The organism is Rufibacter hautae (genome assembly GCF_008271695.1).
GTDB lineage: Bacteria > Bacteroidota > Bacteroidia > Cytophagales > Hymenobacteraceae > Nibribacter > Nibribacter hautae.
The window spans coordinates 1,484,910-1,506,536 of record NZ_VKKY01000002.1 but is presented as its reverse complement, the minus strand read 5'-3'; the positions used below and the strand labels follow the sequence as shown (position 1 = coordinate 1,506,536).

21 protein-coding genes are annotated in these 21,627 nt (G+C 53.6%); 3 read left to right on the top strand and 18 right to left on the bottom strand.

All coding sequences use genetic code 11. From position 1 onward, the window contains the following. Positions 1–112: 112 nt before the first annotated feature. The gene (locus FOA19_RS15225) at positions 113–1,420 is read left to right on the top strand and encodes a glycosyl hydrolase family 8 (protein ID WP_149091634.1); all 1,308 of its coding nucleotides are present in this window, start codon (positions 113–115) and stop codon (positions 1,418–1,420) included. A gap of 41 nt (positions 1,421–1,461) precedes the next feature. On the opposite strand, the gene FOA19_RS15220 is transcribed toward FOA19_RS15225, so the two are convergent. From FOA19_RS15220 to FOA19_RS15185, 8 genes are all read right to left on the bottom strand, one after another. Beyond that, entirely contained in the window at positions 1,462–2,280 is an 819-nt protein-coding gene (locus FOA19_RS15220) for an OBAP family protein (RefSeq protein WP_223808919.1), read from the bottom strand. Positions 2,281–2,452: 172 nt separating this feature from the next. Then, complete coding sequence (locus tag FOA19_RS15215) at positions 2,453–2,935, bottom strand: nucleoside deaminase (protein WP_223808918.1); 483 nt, start codon at positions 2,933–2,935, stop codon at positions 2,453–2,455. Between the two features lie 71 nt (positions 2,936–3,006). Next, positions 3,007–3,552, bottom strand: coding sequence for a DinB family protein (locus FOA19_RS15210; protein ID WP_149091633.1), 546 nt, complete (start codon positions 3,550–3,552; stop codon positions 3,007–3,009). Between the two features lie 51 nt (positions 3,553–3,603). Next, on the bottom strand, positions 3,604–5,937 hold the full coding sequence (locus tag FOA19_RS15205) for a response regulator (RefSeq protein WP_149091632.1): 2,334 nt from the start codon (positions 5,935–5,937) through the stop codon (positions 3,604–3,606). A 15-nt stretch (positions 5,938–5,952) separates the two neighbouring features. After that, positions 5,953–6,381, bottom strand: a complete 429-nt coding sequence (locus FOA19_RS15200; RefSeq protein WP_149091631.1) for a response regulator — start codon at positions 6,379–6,381, stop codon at positions 5,953–5,955. Positions 6,382–6,444: 63 nt separating this feature from the next. After that, positions 6,445–6,921 (bottom strand): response regulator, encoded by a 477-nt coding sequence (locus FOA19_RS15195; protein ID WP_223808917.1) that lies wholly within the window; start codon positions 6,919–6,921, stop codon positions 6,445–6,447. A gap of 42 nt (positions 6,922–6,963) precedes the next feature. Then, positions 6,964–7,674, bottom strand: a complete 711-nt coding sequence (locus FOA19_RS15190) for a sensor histidine kinase (protein WP_149091630.1) — start codon at positions 7,672–7,674, stop codon at positions 6,964–6,966. Continuing rightward, complete coding sequence (locus FOA19_RS15185) at positions 7,655–9,178, bottom strand: sensor histidine kinase (RefSeq protein WP_149091629.1); 1,524 nt, start codon at positions 9,176–9,178, stop codon at positions 7,655–7,657. The genes FOA19_RS15190 and FOA19_RS15185 overlap by 20 nt, the downstream gene beginning before the upstream one ends. A 434-nt stretch (positions 9,179–9,612) precedes the next feature. Here FOA19_RS15185 and FOA19_RS15180 point away from each other — a divergent pair, with 434 nt between their 5' ends. Further along, complete coding sequence (locus FOA19_RS15180) at positions 9,613–10,329, top strand: class I SAM-dependent methyltransferase (RefSeq protein ID WP_149091628.1); 717 nt, start codon at positions 9,613–9,615, stop codon at positions 10,327–10,329. Between the two features lie 105 nt (positions 10,330–10,434). On the opposite strand, the gene FOA19_RS15175 is transcribed toward FOA19_RS15180, so the two are convergent. The 3 genes from FOA19_RS15175 to FOA19_RS15165 all read right to left on the bottom strand — a co-directional run bounded on the left by FOA19_RS15175 (position 10,435) and on the right by FOA19_RS15165 (position 13,874). Next, positions 10,435–10,854 carry a hypothetical protein gene (locus tag FOA19_RS15175; protein WP_149091627.1) on the bottom strand — a complete coding sequence of 140 codons (420 nt, stop codon included), beginning with the start codon at positions 10,852–10,854 and terminating at the stop codon, positions 10,435–10,437. A 104-nt stretch (positions 10,855–10,958) separates the two neighbouring features. Continuing rightward, the gene (locus tag FOA19_RS15170; protein ID WP_149091626.1) at positions 10,959–11,942 is read right to left on the bottom strand and encodes a pyruvate dehydrogenase complex E1 component subunit beta; all 984 of its coding nucleotides are present in this window, start codon (positions 11,940–11,942) and stop codon (positions 10,959–10,961) included. Positions 11,943–12,083: 141 nt separating this feature from the next. Next, positions 12,084–13,874 carry a tetratricopeptide repeat protein gene (locus FOA19_RS15165; RefSeq protein ID WP_149091625.1) on the bottom strand — a complete coding sequence of 597 codons (1,791 nt, stop codon included), beginning with the start codon at positions 13,872–13,874 and terminating at the stop codon, positions 12,084–12,086. A gap of 121 nt (positions 13,875–13,995) precedes the next feature. Here FOA19_RS15165 and FOA19_RS15160 point away from each other — a divergent pair, with 121 nt between their 5' ends. After that, on the top strand, positions 13,996–14,214 hold the full coding sequence (locus FOA19_RS15160) for a PspC domain-containing protein (protein ID WP_149091624.1): 219 nt from the start codon (positions 13,996–13,998) through the stop codon (positions 14,212–14,214). On the opposite strand, the gene FOA19_RS15155 is transcribed toward FOA19_RS15160, so the two are convergent. From FOA19_RS15155 to hisS, 7 genes are all read right to left on the bottom strand, one after another. After that, positions 14,179–15,231, bottom strand: a complete 1,053-nt coding sequence (locus tag FOA19_RS15155) for a glycosyltransferase family 2 protein (RefSeq protein ID WP_223808916.1) — start codon at positions 15,229–15,231, stop codon at positions 14,179–14,181. The two genes, FOA19_RS15160 and FOA19_RS15155, sit on opposite strands and share 36 nt — an antisense overlap. Further along, on the bottom strand, positions 15,221–15,556 hold the full coding sequence (locus FOA19_RS15150) for a YbaB/EbfC family nucleoid-associated protein (protein WP_149091623.1): 336 nt from the start codon (positions 15,554–15,556) through the stop codon (positions 15,221–15,223). Before FOA19_RS15150 ends, FOA19_RS15155 begins: the two co-directional genes overlap by 11 nt. 230 nt (positions 15,557–15,786) lie before the next feature. Continuing rightward, positions 15,787–16,218: an acyltransferase family protein gene (locus tag FOA19_RS15145; protein ID WP_149091622.1), complete on the bottom strand. Its 432-nt coding sequence runs from the start codon at positions 16,216–16,218 to the stop codon at positions 15,787–15,789. Further along, positions 16,219–16,875 carry an acyltransferase family protein gene (locus FOA19_RS15140; protein WP_149091621.1) on the bottom strand — a complete coding sequence of 219 codons (657 nt, stop codon included), beginning with the start codon at positions 16,873–16,875 and terminating at the stop codon, positions 16,219–16,221. 155 nt (positions 16,876–17,030) lie between these two features. Beyond that, positions 17,031–18,680: a T9SS type B sorting domain-containing protein gene (locus FOA19_RS15135; RefSeq protein ID WP_190300418.1), complete on the bottom strand. Its 1,650-nt coding sequence runs from the start codon at positions 18,678–18,680 to the stop codon at positions 17,031–17,033. Further along, on the bottom strand, positions 18,677–20,182 hold the full coding sequence (gene hutH / locus FOA19_RS15130) for a histidine ammonia-lyase (protein WP_149091619.1): 1,506 nt from the start codon (positions 20,180–20,182) through the stop codon (positions 18,677–18,679). The genes FOA19_RS15135 and hutH overlap by 4 nt, the downstream gene beginning before the upstream one ends. Continuing rightward, positions 20,182–21,564 (bottom strand): histidine--tRNA ligase, encoded by a 1,383-nt coding sequence (hisS, locus tag FOA19_RS15125; RefSeq protein ID WP_149091618.1) that lies wholly within the window; start codon positions 21,562–21,564, stop codon positions 20,182–20,184. The genes hutH and hisS overlap by 1 nt, the downstream gene beginning before the upstream one ends. Between the last annotated feature and the right edge of the window lie 63 nt (positions 21,565–21,627).

Sequence of the window (21,627 nt, the reverse complement as noted above, 5' to 3'; positions counted from 1 at the left end):
GGCAAATTTTGGAAAACAGGCGTAATTCAGTTTAGTGGGTTTTACCTAGATAAAGAAATTGAACTATCTTTCAATTCCTGCTTCAACCTTTTTCCTCAAAACAAGACTAACTATGAAAGCTCGTGCTTTGACTGCTGCTTTGGTGTTTACCGTTTTTGCTGGCATGTTTACTTCCTGCGCGCCAAAGGCTAAAATTGCCACACAAAACGGCAACATGGAGAAATCCGGGAAGGGTGCCTACGCTACTAAGCAGTACCGGAATCTATTCAAAGAGAACGGCCATTCAGAAGCGGAGATCAACCGGAAGATACAGGCCGGCTATCAGCAGTTGTTCCAGGGAGATTCTGCCTCCCAGGCCATTTACTTTAAAGCCGGGAAGAACGAAAAAGGTCCGCTCGCTTACATCCATGACGTCTACAACAAAGACGTGCGCAGCGAAGGCATGTCTTACGGGATGATGATTGCCGTGCAGATGGACAAAAAAGCCGAGTTTGACGCGCTGTGGAACTACGCCATAACGCACATGTACATAGACCAGCCCGGGCACCCCTCAGAAGGATATTTTGCTTGGTCAGTGAAGCCAGATGGCACCCGCAACTCAGAAGGCCCGGCGCCGGATGGGGAAGAGTACTTTGTGACCGCTCTGTATTTTGCCTCCGGCCGATGGGGCAACGGCCAAGGCATTTACAACTATAAGGAGTGGGCTGATAAGATCCTGACCACCATGCGGCACCATCCCGAGACTTCCGGTACCACCAAGTTCGGGCCGCAAACCTCCGGTCCTATGGTGAACGAGCAGCACAAGATGATTCTCTTCGTACCCACGAACCAAGGCCGCAAGTTCTCTGATCCGTCGTACCACTTACCCGCTTTCTATGAACTGTGGGCGCTTTGGGGACCGGAAAAGGACCGAGCTTTCTGGAAAGCCGCCGCTGACACCAGCCGGGCCTTCTTCCAGAAAACCACGCACCCGGTGACTGGTCTGGCACCAGATTATGCCCACTTTGACGGGAAGCCGGTGACCATCCCTTTCAATCCCAACTCGCACCATTTCGCGTATGATTCCTGGCGCACGGCCATGAACTGGAGCGTGGACTGGGCCTGGTGGCAGAAAGACTCAAGGGAGGTGGAACGCAGCAACAGAATACAAGCTTTCTTCGCCTCTGAGGGGCTTTCATCCTATGGCCATATCTACACCCTGGACGGGAAGAAAGTAGGAGCAGGGCCCTCAGCCGGGTTAGTTTCCACGAACGCCGTAGCGAGTTTGGCAGCAACGCACCCGGTGGCCAAAGAGTTTGTAGAGGCGCTCTGGAACCTGCCGGTGCCGCACACCTTGGGTGATAGGTATTACGGCGGTTTGCTGTACCTCATGAGCCTGCTGCATTGCAGCGGCAAGTTTCAGATTTATGCGCCCAGGTAACATTGTTTTAAGTCTAGTTTGCCCAAAACAGCCCTAAAATGCTAATGCTGGTGCTCGGGGGCTTCGTACTTATTGGTGATCTGCAGTTGGCGCACCTCGCCTTTCTCCCAGGCATTGGCGCCTTCCACTACTTCGGGCATGGGGATGTCCGCGCGTTGTTTGCGCTTTTCCATCATCGAAACCCCGAAGCGATTATCCCGGTCCGCCACCAGTTCCTTTTTTAACTGCCCGTCTTTGGTGAAGCCCATCATGATCATCGGGCTGCCGAAGGGTAGTTCCAGGTCGCGGTCGGTGTGCCAGGTGTGGATGATTTTGCCGTAGGTGCTCACCAGTTTCTCCATGAGTTCATGCTCAGCCGCATCGGGGATACCCGGCGCAATCAGTTCCCCGGATTTAACCTCGTAGGAGTGGCTGTGCCAGAGTTTGCGTTCCTCCATGGGCAGCTTCTTGAACAGCCTTTCCGAGATGATGTATTCCACGCCCATCAGTTTGGCATCGGTGCCGTTGCCGTCATACATCAGGGCCTGGTGCAAGTCTTCGTTCACCTGCGTCACGTAGTGGTGCGCCTCCATCTGGCCCTGCAGGTTGCCGTTGTAGAAATGGAAACCATCCAGGTACATGTTCACCTTGGAGAGTGGTGTTTTCTGTTGCAGCAAATCGGCCCCGATCTCCAGCGCTTTGGACTTGGGGTTCTTCTCCGCCCCGGGCGCCGTCACGTTAGAATCGGTATTGTTCCCGCCGCAGGAAGCCAACGACAGAAAAGTCAAGAAGAGGAGAGGGGTAAAGCGGTTCTTTTCCATGGGATCAGCTTTGGTGTTGTTTTTTCCTACGGCAATAACTTTCCAAAGGCTGATATGCACAGAAATCGTTTTGGGTGCGTTTTCCGAAAAACAGGGTAAAAAGCCAAGGGGCTGGTAAATGAGTTTACCAGCCCCTTGGCTTTTTTGGTGATTACGATCAGCGAATGTGGCTCTGCTACTTGCTAGCGGGGATACAGTCAGGAGATAACAACCAGCAATCAACAACTTGCAATCAATAATCCGTGCGGCTTTCATGCTTTTCCCACTCTTTGAAGCCTTCCAAAGCCTCGTCGCGGAGAAGTTGTTCCATATGCAAGGAGCGAGAGTGGAGGGGGAGTTCCAGTTCTTCGTAGATGAAGGCATCGTCAAAGCCGATGGCGGCGGCGTCTGCCTTGGTATTCCCGAAGTACACCTTGTCGGGGCGGGCCCAGTAAATGGCGCCCAGGCACATGGGGCAGGGTTCGCAGCTGGTGTAGAGTTCGCAGCCGGCGAGTTGGAAGGTGCCCAAGGCCTGGCAGGCCTTCCGGATGGCGTCTACCTCGGCGTGTGCCGTGGGGTCATTGCTGGAGGTCACGTTATTGAAGCCGCGGGCGATGATCTCGCCGTCTTTCACTATTACCGCGCCAAACGGTCCGCCTTTGCCTTCTTTCATTTTGTCAATGGAAAGCCGGATGGCTTCGCGCATGAAGTTTTCTTTGGACGTGGAATCAGCCATGGGGGTAAGGGTTAAATGAGAATGTCAATGCCAGATTACGGCAAAAGGGCTGCAAAGATAAGAAAGGAAGGTTAAGAAAGAAGCCGCCGCATCTGCCGGCGGTGGTGCTCAGTATGTTCCAACATAAACCGGAGCGTCTGCGGCAGCGTGATCATACCGGACCTAGGATGGAAAAACACTTCGCGGTTGAGCTGATTCTCCGGAAAACCCGAGACTAGGACGAGGAGCCGGGCGCGGGTGTCCTGCCAATCTTTGATCACGGCCGGAATCTGCACTTCCTCGGGTACCTCGCTCACTGCGGGCGGCGCTTTGAACTTGATGGGCAACCGCAGGAACAGGTTCAAGAGAAAAGACCGTACCCTGGTGCCCAGCCGCATAGGGCGCAACGCCTTGCCGCTGCCCAACCTTTTCTCCAACCCGTTGACCACCTGCTGGTCCACTTTGGCCAGATGGAACAAAAGCTGCGCCGCCGACCACTGGTCTGCGCTGGGTTTACGGTGCTGCAAGACGGCCGGAGCCTTCTGAACCCACGCACTGAACTCCTCCCGTTGCTTTTCAAGGAGCTGGAAAGAAGATTGAAGCTGCTGGTTCATGGCGATGGGCTTTTTAAGTGGCATTTATTCCAAGGCTATTTTTGAGAAAACAGCCCCGAAACAGGGTAAGGTAGATTACACCAATTTCCCCTGTAAACTCGCCAGTTCCTGTTTCAATTGCTGGATAGACCGGTTCACCAACAGCACCATCTGCTGCACCAGCGCCGGAATCTGCTCGGTGTTGGTGCGGTTCAAGGCCGATTGTTCAATGGTGTTGTTCAGTTCCTCCAATTCCTGGATGCCCACTAACGCAATGGACGGCTTGATCTTATGGGTGAGGGTTCTGGTCTCGGTCCATTTGGAAAGCGAAACAGCCCTGGTTAATTCCTGCACTAGATGAGGTGTCTGCTCAATGAAAAGCTGCAGAATGTCGCGCATGAACTCAACATTGCCGTTCGCGAAGTTCTCCAGGTAAGAAAGGTCAATGCGCACCTTCTCAGCCGGGGACGATGAGTGATCGGTTTCCTCCTCTTTTCTTCCTGCTTGAAGCAACTTTGAGATCTCCTGCAACAGCTCCTCAGCTTTGAAAGGCTTGGAGATGTAGGAATTGGCGCCAGAGGACAGGCACTTCTTGAACTCACCTTCAGAGGCATGAGCCGTCAAGGCAATGATGGGAATCTCCCGGCAGGCGCTTAGGTGCTCTCTTATGTACTGCATGGCCTCGTACCCATCCAGCTCGGGCATCTGCATGTCCATTAAGATCAGGTCAAACGTTTCCTGGGAGAGCAGGTCCAGGGCTTCGCGGCCGTTGTTCACCACCGTCACTTCTACCTCGTGGTCCCGCAGCACCTTGGTCACCAGCATCTGGTTTACGGCGTTGTCCTCGGCCAGGAGCACCCGGGCGTGCCGAAGCAGTTGGGGGCTGTAGGTGGATAGCTGCGCGGGTCTGGCGTACTGGTCCGGTTTTCCGGTTACTTTTCTGAAAGGAAGCACAAAACGGAAAGTGCTGCCCACGTTCATTTTACTTTCCACGGAGATGTGGCCGCCCTGTGCTTCTACCAGTTCCTTCGCGATGGAAAGGCCCAGCCCCGTGCCGCCAAACTTGCGGGTGGTGTCATTGCTGCCTTGGGTGAATTTCTCAAAGATGGTCTGCAGCTTCTCCTCCGGAATGCCAATGCCGGTGTCTTTCACGGTGAACTCCAGCTGCAGTTCGTCTTCTTCCTGGCCAATGACTTCCACGTTGAGCCGTACAGAGCCACCTTCGGTGAACTTGATGGCGTTGCCCAGAAGGTTGTTCAAGATTTGGCTCAGCCGGAACGGATCGCCTTCCACCATGGCCGGGATGTCTTGGTCAATGAGCAGTTTAAGGGAGTTTTTCCGTTCTTTGGCCCTGATCTCCAGCACATCCAGCAGTTGTTTGATCAGTTGTTTCAGGTCAAAGGGGATGATCTCAAAGGTGATTTTGCCGGCCTCTATCTTGGAGAAGTCCAGCAGGTCATTGATAATCACCATGAGGTTGTTGGCGGAGGTGTGGATGCCCTGCAGGTATTCCCGCTGATGTTCATCCATAGGGGTTTTGGCCAGCACCTCGCTCAAACCCAGGATGCCGTTCATGGGCGTTCTGATCTCGTGGCTCATGTTGGCCAAGAACTGCTCTTTCACCCGGGCCATGCTCAGGGCTTCGTCTTTGGCCTTTTTGAGTTCCTCCTCAATCTGAATCCTTTCGGTGATGTCGTAGGCCACGCCTATGACACCGCTTGGTTTTCCGTGGACGTCTTTCAGGGGAAGGAAAAGGCAATCAAACCAAACCTCGTTGATGTTGATGGTGCATTTGGCCTGGTTTCCCTGGATGGAGCGCCTGACGCAGGTGAGAAAGTTGGGGTATGCTCCATAAATCTCATAGATAGAGGAGCCTACAGACTGTGATTCTACCTTCCCAATGAGGTGAAGGCCTTTGCCGCGGGCCATGGTGATGATGCCGTCCTCGTTTGCCGCCCAAAGAATAATGGGTGCCCCGTTGATCACCGTTTCCAGTTGCTTCTGGGTGCCAATCAGCTGCTCCTGCGTCTGGAGCCTTTCCTGCTCAATCCGGTGCAGCCTGATGGCGCTCCTGATGCTCTGGGAAATCCCCTCGGGGGTGAGCAGCGTCTTGGGCAGGTAGTCGGAGGCCCCGGTTTTGATGGCTTCCACGGCAATGCGCTCATCGCCCTGCGAGGTGACAATCTGCACCGGGGTGGTAATGCCTTTTTCTCTTATCTGCTGCAGAAGTTCCAGACCGTTCATGTCTGGCAGCATGAAATCAATAAAGATGAAGTCAAAGGTTTGCTCTTCCAGGGCCTCCAGGGCTTCTATGCCTAGGGCGGCGTTGGTGATGGAAGCTTCTACCTTGGCGGTCCGGAGAGACCTTTTTATGATCATCCGGTCTACTTCATCGTCGTCTACAATCAAAAGTTTTACTGCGGGCTCCATGGGGGTGGAAAGTCGTTAGTTGGGGAGTTCAATCAAATTCAAGAAGGAATTCAGGGTGGCGATCGCCTCTAAAAAGGAATCATACTGGATGGGTTTGACTATGTAGCCGGCCACATTCAGGTTATAGGCCTCCAGAACATCCTTCTCAGTGCTTTGGCCCGTCATCACAAACACGCTGCAGGACCTGAGTTGCTCGTCTTTGCGGAGCTCTTTCAGGAACTCCAGCCCGCCCATCTCGGGGAGGTCCAGGTCCAGGATGATGATCCGGGGGACCGGATTGAGCGCGGCCCGGCCCCTGCCTTGCAGCATGTCTAAGGCAATCTTCCCGTTGCTGGCCACATGCATGGGGCTTTCCACGCCTTGCGCCTGGAATGCGCGTCTGGTAGAGGCAACATCCTGCGGATCATCCTCTACTAAGAGTATATGGGCTTGGTTTGTTTTCAAAACTTTTGAGTTAGAGGTAAAGCAGGAGGGGTAACTAAAATTACAAAATAATTTGTACTCTTCTTAGGGCCGCTCACATAATTTCCAATATCTGTTCAAAGTAGCCACCGAGGTCAGGAATTTCTCAAAGGAGAGCGGCTTCAGAATATAACCGGCCACGTTGAGGTTGTAGGCGTTTATCTTGTCGCTGTCTTCGTTGGAGGTGGTCATCACAAATACACTGATGCGGTTCAGGGCGGGGTCTTTGCGCAATTCCTGCAGAAACTCAATACCGTTCATCTTGGGCATGTTGATGTCCAGGATAATGATGGGGGGCATGGGAATAGCGCCTTCCTTGAGCATCTCCAGGGCCTCTAGGCCGTTGTGGGCAATGTGCAGCGGATTGGTGATGTTGTTCTTTTTGAAAGCCCGCTGCACATTCATGATGTCTACCTCATCGTCTTCTACCAGTAGGATATTTACTTCTTTGTCTTCCATGTTGTCTGTATAACCGGAGCCTGGGTCAAAGCCAGTTTCTGGTGGGTGGCTGGGCTTGTGCATAGGTCCGTGGGTGAATCTAAAGGTAATGTTTTATATAAAATGCTAGTATACTGCTTTTGGCCAGGTAAAGGTCACCTCAGTGCCCCGGCCGGGCTCTGATTGCAGATCAAGGGAGCCGCCTACAAACTGGATGATCTTGCGGGTAATGGTAAGGCCCACACCTAAAGACTCGTGCTGGTCTTTGGGTTGCACCGTATAGAACATCCTGAACACCCTTTCCTGCGCGTCTGCCCAAATCCCGATGCCGTTGTCCTTTACCCTGAACTGGTAAGTATCTGCCTGTTCGGATGCTTCCACCCAAATTTCGCGGGTTGGGTTTTCATTGTGGGAAACGGCATTCTGAAGCAGGTGCTGGAAGACGGTCTCTAACTTTCTGCCGTACGTGGTAAAAGTAGGCAGGCCCGTGGCATGTAAGGCCACGGTGTGCTGCTCCTTCAGTTGGGAAGCCAGTTGTTCTACGAGTTCCTGCACATTTACTTCCTGTATTTCCAGGTCAAACCGGGGGATGCGGGAGAAATCCAGCAGGCCGTTGATCATGCGCTCCATGCGCTCGGTGCGTTGCTGCAGCAGCCGGATGTTGTTCTGAATATCGGCTTCCAGGTTATCGCCCATGTCCTCCCTTATCCACGCCGATAGGTTGCTGATCGCCCGTAGCGGGGCCTTCAAGTCATGGGACACGATGTAGGCGAACTCCTCGTACTCTTTCCGCAGGTCCTCTAACTGTTGCTGGCAGTTATGCTTTTGCTCCATCATGGTAAAAGGGGGTAGGGATTTTACTTGTCACGTGTTCTTTGGGCCAGGTAAACACAAAGGTGGTGCCTTGCCCTTTCTCAGATTCAATCCAGATTTGGCCGCCTTTCTCTTCCACTATCTTCTTCACAATGGAAAGCCCTACGCCGGTGCTCTCCTTCACATCACGCGCCTCCATGGTCTGGAAAATGCCAAAAACCTTGGTCTGGTATTCTTTGGGTATGCCGGGCCCGTCGTCTTTGACCTCAAACTGGTAAAACTCAGGTAACTCTTTGGCGCTGACCTCCACGCGGCCGCTCTGGGTATGGTGGTACTTGAAGGCATTGCTGAGCAGGTTGGAAAGCACCTGGTAAAATAAGGTTCGCTCCCCGGTGATGGTGGGCAGCGGCGTGCGCATTTTTACCTCAAAACTGGCCGCAGGCGCCAGGTTCTCCAGCGTTTCCTTGAACAGGTCCTGCACCGAGAAACGGGAAGTGGGCAGAGACTGCCGCCCTACCCTGGAGTAGGCCAGAATACCGTTGATGAGGTTTTCCATCCGGTGCACCCGGCCTCTTAAGATAGAAAGGTTCTTGATGATGTCCGGGTCCTGGGTCTGCAGGTCTTCCCCAATCCACTCGGCCAGGTTGTTGATGGCCCTGAGCGGAGCTTTCAGGTCATGGGATACCACGTAGGCGAACTGGTCCAGTTCCTTGTTCATCTTGGTGAGGTGGGTGAAACTGTTCTGTAGTTTGGCGGCCATCACATTCAACGACTGGGTAAGACTGCTGATCTCATCATTGCGCTTGTCTACCAATGAAACGCTGTAATCGCCTTGGGCAATACTATGGGCCAGCTCATTCATGCGCTTGAACCTTCTTTTGATGGTCTTTCCCAAAAGATAGGCCATAAACCCACCAGCCAAAATGGATAAGACAGTAAGGCCCACGGCAATCTCGTTTGTCCGGATGAGCGAGGCGTTTAACCCTTTCACCCGGTCTTCTTTGATGCGCTCTTCCTTTTCCTTGATTTTGTCAAAGCGGCCCCGGGCTTTGTCCATAAGGCTCTTCCCGATTCCCAATTGCACGGTGTTGTTGAAAAGAGAGTCGTACTGGGCCTTGTCCTGGGCACTGAGCCGTTCCCGGGCTTTGCTTTCCAGGAGTGGGGCGGCAAAAGATCCCAGCCACGCATCGGCATCCTTTTTTATCCCTTTCACCAGGGCATTCTGCTCAGGGTACGCCCTGGTGAGTGAGTCCAGGTGAGTCATGCTTACTTCAAACTCGGTTTTCCCCCGGCGGTAAGGCTCCAGAAACGCTTGCTGACCCGTCAGTAGGTAGCCGCGCAGCCCGGTTTCCAGGTCCAGGATCAGTTTCTGGGCGCGCTCACCTTCCCTGATGACACTGGAAGTATAAAGAACGTCGTCAATACTGTTCTTCACCTTCCAGGTCTGCTGGATGTACCCTATCGTGACAATGCAAAGCATGGCTAATATGAGGCCGATGGCGGTATAGATGGTTGTGATTAATTTCATAGGGATACCTCTTAGGGGCGAGGTCTTAGGTGGCTGAAGTCAACCTCAAAGATAGAGGAAACGGCGCTACCCGGTAAATAAGTTATAAATGCTTTACAGTTGGTGACTTTGTCAAATCCCTTTTCCATTCGGCCTTTTCAGCTCTTCCAGGTTAAAGAAAAAGTGTTAGGCGTACATTTTCTGGTACAAATCAGAGATGTTCTGCCCCGGGCTGCCGGAAGGTTTCCTCGTTTGCAGCACCTGGGCCCGAATAAGGGAAATAGGTTTCAAATTCTTGAAATTATATCCTTTGACTGCCTATTTTCGGTGAACATGTCATAATCCTCGATGAAGTGCCAGTATTGCCACCTGGTTGGGTGGGACAAGGGCTTCTGGTACAAAACCTGAGGTGGGCTGGGGGAGAATGTGTATTTTTGGTTTTTTAGCGTTGAAGCATGCAGACAGAGACACCAGACCCCATTGGCGGGGCCATCAAAGCATATTACGAAGGCAGAAAAAACGCCACTATCACGGTTTACTCAGACCAGATGGAAGCCGATGAGCTGCCCGCCGCCTATCTTTTTAGAGAGTTTGCGGAAATGCCCGAGCGGGAGCAGTTTGCCATTTCAGAATGCCGGGGCCGGGTGCTGGACATTGGCGCCGGGGCCGGTTCACATGCGTTGGCCCTGCAGGAAAAAGGTTTGGAGGTAACGGCCTTGGAAATCTCCCCCAAGGCCACTGAGGTGCAGAAAGCCCGCGGCGTAAAGCACGTGCTTCAGGGCGATTTCTTTTCCTTGCCGCCAACTCCCCATGACACGCTGCTGCTGCTCATGAACGGCATCGGGTTGGCCGGAACCCTGGAAGGCTTGCCGCATTTCCTGGACACCTGCAAAAAATGGCTCGCCCCCGGGGGACAGATCCTGCTGGAATCCTCGGATATCCTGTACCTGTATGAGGAGGAAGACGGATCGGTGCTGCTGGACTTGAACGGCGCCTACTACGGGGAACTCACCTACATGATGGAGTTTGGACAGGAGCGCACCGAACCTTTCCCCTGGCTTTTCATCAGCTTTGACCTGTTGCAGGAGTATGCCCAAGAAGCCGGCTTCACCGCCGAACTGCTCCTGCAGGAAGAAGACGACCATTACATTGCCCGCCTCACGCTGGCGTAATCTTCGGAGAAAGGAAAAGCCAAGGTCTCCGTTTTAGCGCTTTTTTTCTATAAACAGGACTAAAACGGAGACCTTGGCTTTTGTGATTGTTTCTAGTTGAACCTGCTATCTCACCACCACTGAGTCCAGGAGGTACTGGTTATCGGCTTGCCAGAAACGGAAGCGGTGTACGCCCGGCGTGGTCGTCCTGAACCGGAAAGTAAAGGAATTCAGGTTAGACACATCGGCGCAGATGGCGTTCTGCTCCTCAATAGGGTAGGCCGCGAAAATCTGCATATCGGTCCGCTGGGTTGTTTTCACAGAGTCTACCCTGGAGTAGCGGCCGCAGCCGTTTTCCGGGCGGTACAGCACTCGAAGGGTGAGGAGCGTATCTACTTTCACCGGCACCCGCGGGAACCCGGAGGTCACTTCCACAGGCACGGGCTTCACTATCTCCTCCAGCTGGGAAGTCTCGGTACAGGCCGCCACTGTTCCCAGGAGCAGCACCGCGGAGGCAAAGAAGGCTGGTAATCTTTTCTGGATCATCCTGTTTTAAGGCTCAATTAGGCAAATCAGGCACAAAACGCCGGTAAAAGCAAGAGCCGACCATTTCTATAAAGGTCGGCTCCGGCGGTTTACTGTGTGAAGGCTTACGCTTTGGCGTAAGTTACGTCTTTCACGGCTTGGATCACGCGCTTCACGTTAGGCAGCGAGGCCTCAATGAGGGTTGGCGCGTAAGGCAACGGAACGTCACGGGCGGTAACGCGTTTCACCGGGGCATCCAGGTAATCAAACGCGTTGTGCTGCACGTGGAAAGCGATCTCAGAAGAGATGGAGGCCAGCGGCCACGCTTCTTCCACCACTACCAGGCGGTTCGTTTTCTTTACCGATTCGATGATGGCTTTGTAGTCAATCGGGCGAACGGAACGAAGGTCGATCACCTCGGCGTCCACGCCGTCTTTGGCCAATTCTTCGGCAGCCTGCAGCACCAGTTTCACCATTTTCCCGAAGGATACGATGGTGACGTCTTTGCCCGGGCGCTTGATATCGGCTACGCCGATGGGAATGAGGTATTCTTCCTCTGGAACTTCGCCTTTGTCTCCGTACATCAACTCAGACTCCATAAAGATCACCGGGTCATTGTCGCGGATGGCTGATTTCAGAAGGCCTTTGGCGTCATAAGGGTTAGAAGGAACCACTACTTTCAGACCTGGGGTGTTGGCGTACCAGTTCTCAAAGTTCTGTGAGTGCTGCGAAGACAGCATACCGGCGTTACCGGTTGGCCCTCTGAACACCATAGGGGCCGAGTACTGCCCGCCAGACATAGACATGATTTTGGCGGCCGAGTTGATCACCTGGTCAATGGCTACGAGAGAGAAGTTGAAGGTCATGAACTCAATAATGGGACGAAGTCCATTCATGGCAGCACCTACCCCGATACCGGCAAAGCCCAGCTCAGCAATAGGGGTGTCAATCACGCGCTCAGGTCCAAACTCGTCCAGCATGCCCTGGCTCACTTTGTAAGCACCATTGTACTCGGCAACTTCCTCGCCCATCAGGAACACCTTTGGGTCGCGGCGCATTTCTTCGCTCATTGCCTCACGCAATGCCTCTCTGAATTGTATGGTTCGCATAGTAAGATTTATCTACGTCTATCTAAAGGGTAAAATTAAGACATGCCGCACAAATAAAAAAACGCATCTGTCTTGGGTGGCAAGTTACAACAAGGTTTCCGTTTTGGGCCCTATTTTCTAAAAACAGGTCTTAAATGAGTGTTAAGGCTTCAGGGCCTCGGCGAAAGCCGCCGATTTGTGGTACTGCTTAAACTCCAGGTCATCAATGGCCTTGCCCGCAAGGGCAGGCTTAACTTTCACGGCCTGCTTCAGGTGCTGGGCCATTAAGTTTTCTTTCTGGCTGCGGGCCCCGATCACGGCCATAAGGTAATGCGCATTGGCATCCTGCGGATACTCTGCCAGCAGTTTCTCTCCCAACTCAGCGGCGCCTTCGTAGTTCTCTTTCAGGAAGTAGAGGAGCGTCATGTTGAACTGGGCGGCATAGCCTTTGCCGGCGTAGGAAAGGCTGCGCACGGCATCATCGTACTGACCCACGCTCAGTTCCAGGGCGGCTTTGTCGGTGAAGACTTGCTGTAGCACGGGCAGCGGACCACCCAACCGGATGGCGTAGTCATAGCTTTGCAGCGCCTCCAGCACATCGCCGTGCTGGTGGTGGGCCACGGCTAGGTTATAGAACTGCTGGGCGTCGGGTTTGCGGTGGGCGGCGTAGCGCAGGTTCAGAATGGCACTGGCCAGTAGGTTTTGCTTTACTTTAGGCCGCACCTCTTTCTGGGCCTGCTCATAGAACACCATGCCCAGGTTGTTCAAAGACTGCCAGTTCATGTAGGTCTCTACTGCAGATTCGTAGATTTTCTTTTTCTCGGCGAGCAGCGGCGTTAAGGTGGCCGCGTACTGCATCTCTTCCGCGGAAAGGGCGTCGGCGTTGGCACGATTTTCCACAATCTTCTTGGCCAAGAGGTAGATTTCGTAGTCGCGGCGCAGGTTGGGCTGGTAGTCAATGGTCACCTCGGCGTAGCGCAGCACGGGGTAGACGTACATCTCCAGGTAGTCATAGGAGGGAAGGGCCTGCAATTGCTCTTCTTTCTCTTCAAAGGAGCCGGGTCCGTTCACAATGTCCAGGATCTGCTGCACCTGCTCCTCGGGCATGGCCGAGTTCTGCACGCGGCCCAAAAATGCGGCCCAGTTCTTCTGCAGGGTCTGCAAGTCGAATTTGATGTCAGCTACGGTGTTGGTGTACACCTCGGTCTCTATTTTCTGTTTAATGAACCGCTCCACGGCCACCGCTCTCCGGGAAGCCAGGTTGCGGGTAGTGGTCTCCATCTGGTCGGGCGAGTGCATGGCCAGAATCTCTATCTTCTGGGTTTTCTGGTTTGTTTTGATGAAATCCTCCAGTAACTGCAGGTTGGTGCCGTACCCGTGGCGCAGGGTGGCCAGGCCTTGGTCAAAATAGATGGGGAACTTCAACGGACCCGGCGCCTCGTTCTTGAAATTCTCCGGTACGTAGCCCGGCGCGTGCACCGTTTGGATCAACTGTGGTGTGGTGATGATGCCCTCGGCCAATACCTTTGACTTGGTGAATCTCTTGCGCCCTTTCGGGTCGGTGACTACCCCTTGGGCCATAAGTTGGCCTCTTATCTTGGAAGGCGTGTACGGGAAGGCGAAAGAGCTGCCCATGGTGGGCTTGCCATCCACGAAATTGTAGTTCCCGAAATCGAAGCCTAGAGAGCCCACGTGCTCCTCCACGCCTTTCTCGGCTTTGTAGAACACCCTGATGCCGTAGCGGTAATCATCTCTCAGCAGGTTTTTAGGCAGTTGGGCCTGCACCTCTACCGGAACCTGGTTTCCGCGCACCATGAGCACCGTAGGCTGGGCGGTAATGGTCTGGCCTTTTTCAGCTTTTTTGACGAATCTGGAAAGGGTGCAGCCGGAAAATAAAAGCAGGAAAAGAAAGAGACTGAGAAAGGAATTAATACGGGGATTCACGAAAGGCATATCTTAACAACAACAACAAACGTATAAAAACGTTATTAGACTCAAATTTGAATCCTTAGCAATGGGAAAGTTACGGTAGAAATTGTAAATTTATTATCTTAGGAGTTTAACTTTTCACACCATGAAAAATATTCAGTCTTTTCTGGAAAGCCAAGCCTTTGGAGTTTGCACCAAAGTAGGGGAAAAGTTAGGCTTCGCTACCAGCAGCATCCGGTTGTATTTTATTTATCTCTCTTTCCTAACGTTTGGGTCTCCGGTCCTGGTGTACCTGATCATGGCTTTCTGGCTCAACGTGCAAAAGCACCTACGCCGGGAGCGTAGCACTGTCTGGGACGTTTAAAGCCCGGAATTCCTTTTTACCCTTCATAAAATATTGCCAAACCACGCTCTGCTGGCTCCAGCCGGTAAGTTGCGCTGTGGGCTTGTGGATGGATGTCTCTTTGCGTTTCTCTTTCCAGAACTTCCTATCAGCGAAGAAACTGCGGTGGGCTTTATAGATGGCTTGTACTTCCTTTAATTGACCTTTCAGCAGATATTGAGCTGCAGCCACGCCGTCCAGCACCAGGCGGGTGTATAGAATCTTGTTCAGTTCTTCCTTCGCCAGGTTCTTGTAGAGCAGCGCCGCGCCGTTTCTGAAGTTCAGGAAGGTCTTTCTAGGATTGGCCTTGGGCAGAGTACCACCGCCCACGTGGTACACGGTGCTAAGGCCTTGGTAAAAGATCTGATAACCCAGGTTCTGCAAGCGCCAGCAAAGGTCAATTTCCTCCATGTGCGCAAAGAACCTTTTCTCCAACCCTCCGGCTTGCCAGTAGGCGCTGGACTTGATGAACAGGCAGGCGCCGGTGGCCCAGAACACCGGCCGCACGTCATCATACTGGCCTCGGTCTTCTTCCAGGGTGTCAAACAGGCGGCCCCGGCAAAAGGGGTAGCCGTAAGCATCCAGGAAACCGCCCGCCGCGCCGGCGTGCTCAAAATGGGTCCGTTGATGGAAGGATTTGATTTTGGGCTGGCAGGCGGCAATCTGCGGGTTCTTCTCCAACAGATTTACCATGGGGGAGAGCCAATTGGCTGTTACCTCCACGTCTGAATTGAGGAGAACGTAGTAGGTCGCTTCTACCTGGCTAAGCGCCTGGTTGTAGCCTTCGCAGAAGCCGTAATTTTCAGGTAACTGGATGGTTCGCACCTGCGGGTAGTGTTGCCGGAGAAAAGGAAGGGAATCATCTTGGGAGCCGTTATCGGCCACCACTACCTGGGCCCCGGCACTGTGCTGCAGCACCGAGGGTAAAAACTGTTCTAACCAACGGCGGCCATTCCAGTTGAGGATGACCACCGCCACGGTGGGCGTACTATAATCCAAAGTTGCTCAGATCTAAACCCGGGATGTTAGGGAGCATGCCTTCGGTGTTTTTCTTGATTTCCTCTTTGGCGCGCTCACCGGCCTCGTCCAAGGCTTTGTTTACTGCGGCTACCACCAAATCGGCGAGCATTTCCTTATCATTGGGGTTCATGAGGGTTTCGTCAAACTCCACCTTCAGCAACCTGCGGTCGCCGCTGGCTGTGGCTTTCACCATGCCTCCGCCCGCCTCCGCCGATACCTTTATGTGCTTGAGATTATCCTGGGCCTCCTTCATTTTGGCCTGCATCTCCTTCACCTTATTCATCATCCCGAACATGTCAAACATAATCTTGTCTTTTAGTAAGTTCTATAGAGCATAACGGGTAAACAAAGGCAGAAGATACTTGCCGCCGCTGTTTCCGGGATCAAAAGTAAGGGTTTTAGAGGAATGGAAACATCTCCGCCGCCATCTGTTTTGCGCCCGGTTTGAGGAAAAGACTCTTAAAGCGAATTGTATCCATCATTCCGCAAGTCTTCGGGAAGAATAAGGTTTGTGCTTCAGTCATCAGAGAAGGACTACTGCGGGACAGAGACACTGCTCTTGCGGGCGATCTTTCGGCCTATATGGATGAATGGCTTTTCTATAAAAGTGAAGGTAAAATAGGAGACCAGCACGGTGGTGCCTAGGCCCACCACGGTGGAAAGCAGTACATGGTCCAGGTGAGGCAACACCAGCGGCAGCACCGTGGCTTGCACTAAGTAAAGCGAATAACTGATGCGCCCCAGAAACAGCAAGGAAGAAAAATAGGACCTGCCTCGCAGCAAAAAGCAGATGGTAAATAGGAGATACGCCGCCAGGAAAGCATTGGTAACGGGCCAGAAACTTCGGGTACCCAACGCTTCGGGAACATCCTGGTTATACAGGTTGAAATACGTGATCGTAAGTAGCACGCCAAGGGCAATGACAAAAATGCCGGCCCATGTTTTAAACGAGACCTGCCCAGTCATTTACCGGAAGTAAACGGTGCCCACAAACATGGTGGCCAATTGAAAACACAAGCCCCAGCCACTTTCAAAAAAGTGCAGCACCTGCGTTCCTACCACCCCAAGGAGCAGGGCAGCGGCTAAAGCGCCCATCGCCAACAAAACACTTCTTTGAAGCAGACCCACCATGAACAATCCCGTCACTAAGAGGTAGAAAACCATTTCCAAGTTCAAAGTCCAGTAAAGTCCCTGGATCAAGGGTTGCCCCAAGAACTTAGCCAGCATCACCGCATTGGCAAGCAGGCTGGCCGCCGTAGGTGGCGTTCCTTCTAACCACCCCAGGGAAATGAGCAGCAGGGTCACCAGAATGCTGACCAGGTACAGCGGAAACAACCGGTAGATGCGGCTGATCCAAAAGGCTTTGATGGAGTTGGCCCTTTCAATGGAAACCGGGATGATGAATCCGCTGGTCAGGAAAAAGAGGGTGACGCCAAATACCCCGAACTGGAAATACTTGGTGCTGAATTCCGCAAAGGCAGGTGATTTGCTTTCCAGAGCATGCTGCAGCATTACCGCCGAGGCCGCTATGCAACGGAGAAAATCAAGGAATTCTAATCTGGAAGATGATGCTTGGGCGGATGGCTGGCTTAGGAAGGGCGCGTCTTTACCTGTACTTTTCAAGGCGAATCTTGGTTGGGGGCAGAAGAAATATTGAATTACTATGGGACGATCAATCTAATATATATTTTATCTAATAAATTTAAAAGGTTTGTCTTAAGGTGCTATCAAAGCACAGATGGTTTTCAGCACGATTTACAAAAACAGCCCTGAAACGCTTACCTGATCAGGGTGACGGTTCCTTTCTGGGTAATTTTCTTGCCGTTAACATCCACGGCTTCCAGCCGATAAATATAGGTTTCTGGGGGAGAGGGTTTGCCTCCGTGCATGCCGTTCCAACCGGTTTTGGGGTCTTTGCTCTCAAAGATGATCTGGCCCCAGCGGTTGAGTACCTGCAGCGTGAACCTGGAGGCGAACGGCGTGCCCACCGGCCGGAAGACATCGTTCAGGCCATCGTTGTTGGGCGTGAAAGCCGTAGGAAAATGGATTTGGAATGCCTGGTCTATGACGGCGGTGTTGGAAAAGCTCTGGTAAGGGGCATTTTGAGCGGTGGTCAACAGGCGGTAAGTAAGCCGTTGAAATTTCTCCTGCGGCTGCGCATCCAGGTAGCTCTGGCCCGAGACAGGAATGCTCCAGTACACCTGCCCCTGATCATCCAGCAACTGTAGCGTCTGACTTCCAATTCCTGACGGAAAACCCTCGTAGGAACTCCAATTAAGCTGGACACCTCCCTCCGCCTGCAGGGTAGCCCTTAGGATAGCCGGGCAGGCGCTGTTGCTTTGGCGAGATGATACATTGCAGGAATCAAGGTAAGCCACCTGGTAGCACAGCGGGGCTGCTAAGTTGCCAGGAGAAGCGTCCAGGGTGTTTTTAGGCTGTCTTTCCGAAATCAGACTGAAACCGCCAGTGCCTTGGCTTCGGTAAACCGATTGCTCTTTGAAGGTTTCCTCCGCCGGGACAACCGTCTCCAGATTGACTCTGTTCTGCAGGTCAAAACTGGCAATCAGAAGCGCCACAGCCGGAGGGGTGGTGCCAATGGTTTCAATCTCTATGGGTTGGGAAGCACTTTGGGCTCCGTTCTGCAAAAGCGCGATCAACTGGTAGGTGTATTTTCGGCCGCAGGCTACTTGGGTATCGGTGAAGGAGGTCTGGGTGCCCGGCAGATTCTGGTAAGGCTGCCCGCCCCGTACTAACTGGTAATTGACCACTGAGCTCGGGCTGGAATTAGCCGACCAGGAAAGCACATTCTGCCGGTCTCCCACCGAAACGCTCACCGTTTGGGAGCAAACCGTATTAGACACAATGTCTTGGCGGCCCGAGCAGATATTGGTCACGCGCACCCGATAACAGCCAATGCCCGAGTTCACAGAAACAGTATGCTGGCTTTGGCCTGCGGCCACGTTGGAAAGGGTTTCTATGGCCGTAAATGGCCCGGAACCGGAGGTCGCTCGTTCCACCACCAGGTCATTGACCCCCGAGGTCTGCAGCTGGATCTGCACCGATCCACCCTGCAAGGTCAGCTTCTGCAATACCGGTGGCATAACTGGGGCAGCGGCTTTCACCTCGAAAGTACGCGGGCAGAAGTTGCCCACGCCTTTCAATTGGGTGACCACAAACCGGCCGGGGGTGGTGAAGGTGTGGGACGTCTGCTTGGCGGTGAAATCAAGGCCATCGCGGTCGTCAAAGTCATAGTATTCTGTGACGGTGGTCTGGTCCGAGTTATCTTTGAAGGTGATCGTTTCTCCCACGCAAAAGGTTTCCACGGGTTGGTTCTGCTGGTTATAGGCCAGAAAGCATGGACCTTGCTGAGCCCAGGCGCTTAGGGAAATCCCCAACCAAAACAGCAGAAGTACGAACCGTTTTCTCACGCCATCAACTCCTCAAAAGGAAAGTCCTGGATAAATTTGATGCTTTTTTCAATATCTGGCTGTAAAACGCGGTCCTGCTCCAGCGGCATCACCTGCATTCTGAAGGCTTCCACCACTTTCTCCAACACCGGAGAGGTACGCAGCGGTCTCCTGAATTCCAGCGCCTGCACGGCAGCCATCAGCTCGATGGCCAAAATCCGCTCCACGTTCAGCACCACCTGGTACGCCTTGGTAGCCGCGTTGGCGCCCATGCTCACGTGGTCTTCCTGCCCGTTAGACGAGACAATGGAATCCACGCTGGCCGGGGTGCACAGCTGCTTATTCTGGCTAACGATAGAGGCGGCGGTGTATTGCGGAATCATGAACCCCGAATTGAGGCCTGGCTCCTGGATGAGGAACTGCGGCAAGCCCCGCTGCCCCGAGATCAACTGGAACGTGCGCCGCTCCGAGATGCTGCCCCACTCGGCCAGGGCAATGCTCAGGAAGTCCAGCGCCAGGGCCAAAGGTTGACCGTGGAAGTTTCCGCCCGAGAGAATCAGGTCCTCCTCAGGGAAAATATTGGGGTTATCGGTGACGGAGTTTACCTCGGTGGTGAAAACCTTTTCGGCGTATTCCAGGGCATCCAGACTGGCGCCGTGCACCTGCGGTACGCACCGGAAAGAGTAAGGGTCCTGCACCTGAGCCTTTTCCTTCTGCTGCAGTTCGCTGCCGGCCAAAAGCTGCAAGATGCGGGCGGCGGTCTTTCTTTGTCCGCCGTGAGGTCTCACGTTGTGGATTTGGGGAAGGAAAGGGGCCGCTAACCCGTCAAACGCCTCCAGTGAAAGAGCGGCCAGCACATCGGCGGCCGCCGAGAGCTGGCGGGCTTTGAGGCAGATGATGGTTCCGTAGGCGGTCATCATCTGGGTGCCGTTCAGGAGCGCCAATCCTTCCTTCGCCTGCAGTCGGATGGGCTCCCAACTGAAGATGTCCAGAATCTCATGGCCCTTGAGCTTGAACTCCTGGAACCGGACCTCGCCCAGGCCCATCAAAGGTAGGCAAAGGTGCGCCAAGGGAGCCAAATCGCCGCTGGCGCCTAATGAACCTTGTTGGTAGACAATGGGGTAGACCTCGCGGTTGAAGAAGGCCAACAAACGCCGAACGGTGCTCAGCTGCACCCCGCTGTAGCCGTAGCTAAGGGACTGCACCTTCAAAAACAGCATCAGTTTCACTATCTCTGCCGGAATCTCCTCACCGGTGCCGCAGGCGTGCGACATGACCAGGTTCCGCTGGAGCGTTTCCAGGTTGCCGGGGGAGATAGTGGTGTTGCAGAGCGCACCAAAGCCCGTATTGATGCCGTACACTGGTTTTTGCGCCGAGGTCAGGTGCTGGTGCAGGTAGGCATGACTGGCGTCAATGCGCTGCTCCACTTCCTCAGACAAAGCCAGCGTGGCCCTGCTTTGCAGAATGCCCTTGATCTCTCTGAGCGAGAGCGGGGCCAAAGAAACGAGATGCTGTCCGGCCATTAGTGAGCGGAGTTGGTTTGCAGGGTGGTTAAAATATCCTGAAGCGGGAGTTTTTCCTGAGCACCTGTGCGCATGTTGCGCAGGTTCAAAAGGCCGCTCTCCATCTCCTCAGAACCCACCAGCAGCACGTAGGGAATCTTTTTCTGATCGGCGTAGCCCATCTGCTTTTTCAGCTTCGCCGATTCTGGGTACAGTTCCGCCGAGATGCCGGCTGCCCGCAGTGTCTGCAGCACGGGCAGGGAGTAGCACATGGAGTCCTCGTCAAAGTTCACGATGAGCAGCTGCGTGATGGTCTGGCTTTCCTGCGGAAACAGGTTGAGTTCCTCCAGCACGTCAAAGATGCGGTCCACCCCGAAGGAGAAGCCCACGCCCGACACGTTCGGCAACCCGAACATGCCCGTGAGGTTATCATAACGGCCGCCGCCGCTGATGCTGCCCATCTGCACGTTGTTTACTTTCACCTCAAAAATGCAGCCGGTGTAATAGGAGAGGCCTCGGGCCAGCGTCACATCCAGCTGTATTTTAGCCTTGTTTACGGTAAAACTGTCTAAAAACGACAACATGCTGCGGATATCCCGCAGGCCCCGTTTCCCTTCTTCTGAATCTTGCAGCAAGGTGTCCAGCTGCGGGAGCAGATCAGCGATGTCGCCGGCGAGGTTAAGGATAGGGCGAAGTTTCTCCACGGATTCCTGGGAGAAGTTTTTCTGGCGCAGTTCCTCGTTCACGGCTTCCTGCCCAATCTTGTCTAGCTTGTCGATGGCGACGCACAGGTCCGCCTCGCGACCGTGTGCCCCGATGGCTTCAGCAATGCCAGCTAACAGCCCACGGTGGTTGAATTTGATGGTGAAATCGTCCAGGCCCAGGGTGCTCAGGACTTCGTCCATCATGAGAATGATCTCGGCTTCGCAGAGGAGCGAGTTGGTGCCCACCACATCGGCATCGCACTGGTAGAACTCACGGTAGCGGCCCCGCTGCGGACGGTCGGCGCGCCACACGGGTTGGATCTGGTATCGTTTGAACGGGAAAGCGATGTCGTTGCGGTTCATGACCACGTACCGGGCGAACGGCACAGTGAGGTCATAGCGCAGCGCCTTCTCCGAGACTTTGCGGGTAAGCGGTTTATAGCCTTGCTCCAGGTCCTGGGCCGATACTTTGCTCAGAAAATCGCCGGAGTTGAGGATCTTGAAAATAAGCTGGTCTCCCTCATCGCCGTACTTGCCGGTAAGCACACTCAGGTTTTCCATAGCGGGCGTCTCCAAAGGCAGAAACCCGAATTTCTCGAAGGTACGCTTGATGACGGAGAAGATATAGTTGCGTTTTACCACCGTGGCAGGCCCAAAATCGCGGGTGCCCTTAGGGATAGAAGGTTTGTCTTGGCTCATGTATGAATTTTCTAGTGCTGCGAAGATAGCAAATTCATACATGATTCAGGCTTGGTGTGGCCT

Coding starts and splice junctions, on each gene's coding strand:
- FOA19_RS15215 (WP_223808918.1), bottom strand. CDS start 2,935: ATGGCTGATTCCACGTCCAAAGAAAACTTCATGCGCGAAGCCATCCGG.
- FOA19_RS15195 (WP_223808917.1), bottom strand. CDS start 6,921: ATGCACAAGCCCAGCCACCCACCAGAAACTGGCTTTGACCCAGGCTCC.
- FOA19_RS15175 (WP_149091627.1), bottom strand. CDS start 10,854: ATGATCCAGAAAAGATTACCAGCCTTCTTTGCCTCCGCGGTGCTGCTC.
- FOA19_RS15185 (WP_149091629.1), bottom strand. CDS start 9,178: ATGAAATTAATCACAACCATCTATACCGCCATCGGCCTCATATTAGCC.
- FOA19_RS15145 (WP_149091622.1), bottom strand. CDS start 16,218: ATGACTGGGCAGGTCTCGTTTAAAACATGGGCCGGCATTTTTGTCATT.
- hutH (WP_149091619.1), bottom strand. CDS start 20,182: ATGGCCGGACAGCATCTCGTTTCTTTGGCCCCGCTCTCGCTCAGAGAG.
- FOA19_RS15205 (WP_149091632.1), bottom strand. CDS start 5,937: ATGGAGCCCGCAGTAAAACTTTTGATTGTAGACGACGATGAAGTAGAC.
- FOA19_RS15225 (WP_149091634.1), top strand. CDS start 113: ATGAAAGCTCGTGCTTTGACTGCTGCTTTGGTGTTTACCGTTTTTGCT.
- hisS (WP_149091618.1), bottom strand. CDS start 21,564: ATGAGCCAAGACAAACCTTCTATCCCTAAGGGCACCCGCGATTTTGGG.
- FOA19_RS15165 (WP_149091625.1), bottom strand. CDS start 13,874: ATGCCTTTCGTGAATCCCCGTATTAATTCCTTTCTCAGTCTCTTTCTT.
- FOA19_RS15190 (WP_149091630.1), bottom strand. CDS start 7,674: ATGATGGAGCAAAAGCATAACTGCCAGCAACAGTTAGAGGACCTGCGG.
- FOA19_RS15170 (WP_149091626.1), bottom strand. CDS start 11,942: ATGCGAACCATACAATTCAGAGAGGCATTGCGTGAGGCAATGAGCGAA.
- FOA19_RS15210 (WP_149091633.1), bottom strand. CDS start 3,552: ATGCCACTTAAAAAGCCCATCGCCATGAACCAGCAGCTTCAATCTTCT.
- FOA19_RS15180 (WP_149091628.1), top strand. CDS start 9,613: ATGCAGACAGAGACACCAGACCCCATTGGCGGGGCCATCAAAGCATAT.
- FOA19_RS15160 (WP_149091624.1), top strand. CDS start 13,996: ATGAAAAATATTCAGTCTTTTCTGGAAAGCCAAGCCTTTGGAGTTTGC.
- FOA19_RS15150 (WP_149091623.1), bottom strand. CDS start 15,556: ATGTTTGACATGTTCGGGATGATGAATAAGGTGAAGGAGATGCAGGCC.